Source organism: Kribbella sp. (assembly GCF_035655035.1).
In the GTDB taxonomy this organism is placed as follows: domain Bacteria; phylum Actinomycetota; class Actinomycetes; order Propionibacteriales; family Kribbellaceae; genus Kribbella.
This window is the reverse complement of record NZ_DASRVN010000071.1, coordinates 1-5,219: the sequence shown is the minus strand read 5'-3', so window position 1 is coordinate 5,219 and position 5,219 is coordinate 1. Positions and strand designations below refer to the sequence as shown.

The following is a 5,219-nucleotide window of genomic DNA, read 5'->3' as shown; positions in this document are numbered from 1 at the left end:
ACCGCGATCTCCAGGCCCTGGGCCCGGCCGTACCGGACCGCTTCGGCCACCTCGGCGGTGGTCGAGCAGCGCGCGACGACCGCCGGCCGCCGGTCGATCATCGCGTTCCACACGGTCCGCGCCTCGTCGTACCCGGCGTCCCCGCTGCGCAGCATCTCGGTCATCGCTCTCATCTCCCCTGGTGAATCGGTGGTGTCCACCACCCTGACAGCGCAGCGGTACGCCGATAAGGTCCAGTTCTGTGAGCCGAATGAGGACCAGTTCCGGGGCCGGCGAACTCCTGGTCGAGCTGCGCCGGGACAACGGCGTACCGCTGCACCAGCAGCTCGAGAGCGCGATCCGGACCAGGATCCGCGCCGGGCTGCTGCGCGCCGAGACCGTGATGCCTTCCACGCGCGCGCTCGCGCAGGACCTCGGGGTGTCCCGCGGCGTGGTCGTCGAGGCGTACCAGCAGCTCGTCGCCGAGGGGTACCTGGTCAGCCGGGGCGGCGGCTACACGCTGGTCGCGGACATCGCCGTGGTCTCGCCGTCGGCCGCCGCCAAGCCCGGGGCGGGCCCGCCGCGAATCGACTTCCGGTACAGCCGCCCGGACGTGTCCCAGTTCCCGCGCGCCGCCTGGCTCCGGTCGGTCCGCCGGGTACTGAACGAGACGCCGAACCGCAGCCTCGCCTACATCGACGGCCGCGGCACGATCGAGCTCCGGACGGCGCTGTCCGACTACCTGAACCGGGTGCGCGGTACGGCGGCCCGTCCGGACAGCATGATGATCTGCAACGGTTTCGCGCAGGGGTCGCGGCTGTTGGTGCAGGTGCTGGCGGCGGGCGGGCTGCGGCGGCTCGCGGTCGAGGATCCATCCGACAACGACCTGCGCGAGGTCGCGACGACGGCCGGCCTGGAGACCGTCGGCGTACCGGTGTCGGCATCCGGGATCGACGTCGCGGCGCTGGAGCGGTCCGGGGCGGACGCGGTGCTGGTGACCGCGGCGCACCAGTTCCCGACCGGGGCGGTGGCGTCGGCGGAGACCCGGGCGGCGCTCGTGGCGTGGGCCGGTCGCGGCGACCGGCTGGTGATCGAGGACGACTACGACGCGGAGTACCGGTACGACCGGGAACCGATCGGTGCGCTGCAGGGACTGGCGCCGGACCGGGTGGCGTACGCCGGGACCGCTTCGAAGACGCTCGCGCCGGGGCTGCGGCTCGGGTGGCTGATCCTGCCGTCCTGGTTGGTGGAGCCAATGAAACAGGCGAAGCTGATGGACGACCGGGGATCGCCGGTGCTCGACCAGCTGGCGTTCGCGGACTTCGTGGCGCGCGGCGAATTCGATCGGCACCTGCGGCGGATGCGGCCGCGGTACCGGGAGCTGCGGGACACGCTGGTCGAGCGGCTCGCGGCGCGGGTTCCGGAGCTGGAGCCGGTCGGGGTGTCGGCCGGGCTGCACGTGATGACCTGGCTGCCGCCGGGGATCGCCGAGGAGGCGCTCCAGGAGGCGGCGCTGCAGCGCGGGCTCGGGGTGTACGGGCTCGCGCCGTACTGGCTGGGCGAGGGGCCGGCGGGGCTGGTGTTCGGGTACGGATCCCTCAGCCGCGCGGAGGTTGCCGAGGGCATCGACCTGCTCGCGGACGCGATCCGGGCACTGTGAATAGTTATCCATTCGATTGCAATTCGATCCGGCCGGTTCTAGGCTTGGTGGAGTGATCGCCGCAGCTCGTATCGACACCCTGATGAACCGGGGCTGGCCCGCCGCCGACAGCACCGAACTGGACGGCTGGGTGGTCCGCCGCAACGCCGGCGTCACCCTGCGCGCGAACTCCGTGCTGCCCAAGGCCGCACCGTTCGACCTCGGGAAAGCGTTGGATTACGTGGAGAACCTGTACGCCGCGCACGACATCGCGCCGTCCTTCCAGGTCGGTCCGGCGGCCCAGCCCGGTGACCTGGACGACCGGCTCGCGGCCCGCGGGTACGAGGTCCGGAACCCGACGCTGGTGATGGGCGCCGAGGTTTCCGACGTCCTCGCGAACCTCGGCGAGCCCGATGCGCCGGTGAATATATCCGCGGCCCCCGACGACGCCTGGATGGACTTCTGGTGGGCCGTCGACGGCCGCGGCGGATCCGCCGCGCAGGCCGCCGCGCGGCAGATCCTGAACCGGGCCCGGGCGCTGTACGCCGTGATCCCGTCCGGCGAGCCGGTGAAGGCGATCGGCCGGCTCGCGCTGGTCGACGACTGGGCTGGGCTGTACTGCCTTGCCGTCGACCCGCGGCACCGGCGGCAAGGGCTGGCGCAGGCGGTGATCCACGGGTTGTTGCGTCAGGCAAGCACCTTGGGAGTGGGCCGGGTCTGGCTGCAGGTCGTCGAGAGCAACGCGCCGGCACGCGCTCTGTATGACCGGCTCGGGTTCCGGACTGTCTCGCGGTACCACTACCGGGTCAAAGCGTGACTTTCTGCAGGTGATCGAGGACGACGAACTCGGCCCCGGTCTTCTGCACCGACGTACGCAACGGGGTCAGGTCGGTCCACGGGACGCCGGGTTCGTCGAGCGGCTTGTCGAAGTCGTCCCAGTGCGTCGCGATCACCTTGCGGACCGGCTTGATCGTCCGCAGCAGCCGGTCGGTGATGCCGGGTTCGCCGCCGGGGGCCGCGAGGACGACGTCCACCTGGAGGTCGCGCAGCGCGTTCGGGTCGAAGTTCGCCGTACTCAGGCTGAGGATCCGCAGGCCGCCGATCGTGATCACGAACGCCAGCGTGCCGCCCTCGACCAGGTCCTCGATCACCCGCGGGCGCAGCGGGACGGCGTACCGGTAGCCCGGGTACGCGTACGTGTGCCGCTTGCCGCCGCAGGAGTGCAGCGACGGGAACACCTCGATCGCGAACCCGTCGAACGGGAGGTACTCGCCGCCGCGGACCGGTGAGAGCAGGTCGTCCGGGGTCTTCATCGCGCGCAGCAGGTTCGCGTGGGTCTCGGTGCAGAGCACGGTCGCCTGGGTCCGCTTCCCGACGTACGGCACGTCGGCCAGGTGATCGTAGTGCCCGTGGTGCACGAGGATCACGTCCGCCGTACTCACGTGCTTGTCGACCACCTTCGGGTCGATCACCAGCTTGGTCTTCGGATCGGCGCCCTCGGGGGTGAAGGTCCCGGTCTTGAACCGCGTCAACCACGGGTCCGTCAGTACGACGGACTTCCCGCACCGGATCTCCCACGCATGCGTCCCGAACCAGGTCAGCTCCACAGGCTCCCGTTCGACCTCAGCTGTGGCCTGCCCTTCGAAGCCGATCACACCGGCCGCTCCGACAGCTGCCGCGCCTGTCAGCATCCCTCTCCGACTCACCCGCATGGTGTCTCCTCTCGTCTGGGTCTGCAGTCAAGGCGAGGAGAGCGCGGCTGTCGAATATGCTCTTGGGCATGCCGCGATTGTCTGGAGATATCACCGCAGGTCAGCAGGGTCCTGATGCTGACTGAACGGCATCTGCAGATTTTCGTGGCGCTCGCCGAGGAGCAGCACTTCGGCGACGCGGCCCGGGTCGTCGGCATCACCCAGCCGCCGCTGTCCCAGGGCCTTCGCCGCCTCGAGTCCCTGGTCGGCGCCAAGCTCTTCGAACGCGGCGCCGGCCGGGTGGAACTCACCCCCGCGGGCGCGGCCCTGCTGCCGTACGCCCGGCGCGCCCTCTCCTCCCTGGAAGACCTCCACCAGGCCGCCGTCGCCCGCGACCCCGAAGGCCCCGAGATCCGCCTCGGCCTGACCCCGGAGGTCCCACCCGCCTCCGGCGCCGCCCTCGCCGCCGCCTGCGCCGCGGTGATCCCCGGCAGCCGTGTCACGGTGGTGAGCGCCCCGACAACCGCACTGGTCAACCAGGTCACCACCGGCCGCCTGACGCTCGCCGCCGTACAACACCCCACCGTCCTCGACGGCCTCGACGCAGGCCCCGTAACCCTCCTCCCCACCTGGGTGCTGGTCCCGGACACGGTGGCGGGTGGAGACGTGGTCGCGTTGCGGGAGTTGAAGGGGTTGCCGGTGGCGGTGCGGTCGCGGGTGGAGGCGCCGGCGGCGCGGGATTTGTTTCTGGATACGTTGGCGTTGCATCGGCCGGACGGTGGGACCGTTGTGGTGACGGACGAGCGGGCCGGGCTGGCGATGGTGGCGGCGGGGCAGGCGGTGGTGGTGACGGCGGATCCGTCCTTGAGCGCGCCCGGCGTGGCGCGGTACCGGCTGGCCGGCGACCCGCTGCCGTTGCGCCTGCGGCTCGTGTGGTCCCGGACCCGTACGCCGTTCCTCCGCCCGAACGACGTGATGGCGCACCTCACGGAAGCCCTCGCCTCGTGAACGCCCGGATCAGGGGAGTGTTCGACGACGCCGGCGTTCGCGGCTGGCTGCACGCCGTCGCGCTGGACGACCCGGACGCCACGGTCGAGGTCGACGCGGACGGGATCGTACCGCTGGCCTCGGTCTACAAACTCCCGCTCCTGGCGGGCTTCTGCCGCCTGGTCGACCTCGGCGAACTCGACCCGCGCCAGCAACTCACGCTGGACCCGGCGACGAAGACCGCGGGCCCGACCGGCCTGTCACTCTTCGCGGACCCGGTCACCGCCTCCCTCCGCGACCTCGCGCTGTCGATGATGACGGTCTCCGACAACGCCTCCGCGGATGCCCTGCTGGACCTGGTCGGCCTGCGCCGCCTGGCCGGCATGCTCACGGACTTCGGCCTGCAACGGACCTGGGTACGCCGTGGAACCGCGGGCAACCTCCGCGACCTGCAGCGCCGTACCGGAACCAGCGACCCCGACGCGGCCCTCGCCGTACTCGCGGACAACGACCGGACCGACCCAGCCGGCGTCTACGAGGCAGCGAACGGCTCGGCAAGTACTGCGCGAGACATGACGTTGCTGCTCCGCCGGTTGTGGGCGGGGGAGTTGCTGTCGCCCGAGCAGACCGACTTCGTGAAGGCAACCATGCACCGCCAGATCTTCCTGCACCGGTTGGCGTCCGGCTTCCCGCACGACGGCGTCCGCGTCGCGGGCAAGACCGGCACGTTCGGCGCCCTCCGCCACGAGGTCGGCGTGATCACCCTGCCCGGCGGCTCGGCGTACGCGCTCGCCGTCTTCACCCTCGCGGCCCGCGGCGACGTCCGCCAACCCCGCGTCGACACCGCCATCGGCCAAGCCGCCCGCCTGGCCGTCGACCTCCTCCGCTGACGACTCCCGCCGGCTCGACAGTACGTATACGCC

At 71.5% G+C, this 5,219-nt stretch carries 5 protein-coding genes; 4 read left to right on the top strand and 1 reads right to left on the bottom strand.

The genetic code is table 11. The features are described 5' to 3' along the window. Nucleotides 1–250 precede the first annotated feature (250 nt). Together VFF46_RS04520 and VFF46_RS04515 are read left to right on the top strand one after the other, a co-directional pair. Nucleotides 251–1,639, top strand: coding sequence for a PLP-dependent aminotransferase family protein (locus tag VFF46_RS04520; RefSeq protein WP_325035739.1), 1,389 nt, complete (start codon nt 251–253; stop codon nt 1,637–1,639). Between the two features lie 52 nt (nt 1,640–1,691). Further along, nucleotides 1,692–2,435 (top strand): GNAT family N-acetyltransferase, encoded by a 744-nt coding sequence (locus tag VFF46_RS04515; protein WP_325035738.1) that lies wholly within the window; start codon nt 1,692–1,694, stop codon nt 2,433–2,435. Here the strand turns inward: VFF46_RS04515 and VFF46_RS04510 are convergent. Further along, the gene (locus VFF46_RS04510) at nt 2,425–3,330 is read right to left on the bottom strand and encodes an MBL fold metallo-hydrolase (protein ID WP_325035736.1); all 906 of its coding nucleotides are present in this window, start codon (nt 3,328–3,330) and stop codon (nt 2,425–2,427) included. The genes VFF46_RS04515 and VFF46_RS04510 overlap by 11 nt on opposite strands. Before the next feature lie 114 nt (nt 3,331–3,444). Between VFF46_RS04510 and VFF46_RS04505 the strand changes: the two genes are divergently transcribed. Then, entirely contained in the window at nt 3,445–4,317 is an 873-nt protein-coding gene (locus VFF46_RS04505; protein ID WP_325035735.1) for a LysR family transcriptional regulator, read from the top strand. After that, nucleotides 4,314–5,186, top strand: coding sequence for a serine hydrolase (locus VFF46_RS04500; protein WP_325035734.1), 873 nt, complete (start codon nt 4,314–4,316; stop codon nt 5,184–5,186). Before VFF46_RS04505 ends, VFF46_RS04500 begins: the two co-directional genes overlap by 4 nt. The last annotated feature ends 33 nt before the right edge of the window (nt 5,187–5,219 follow it).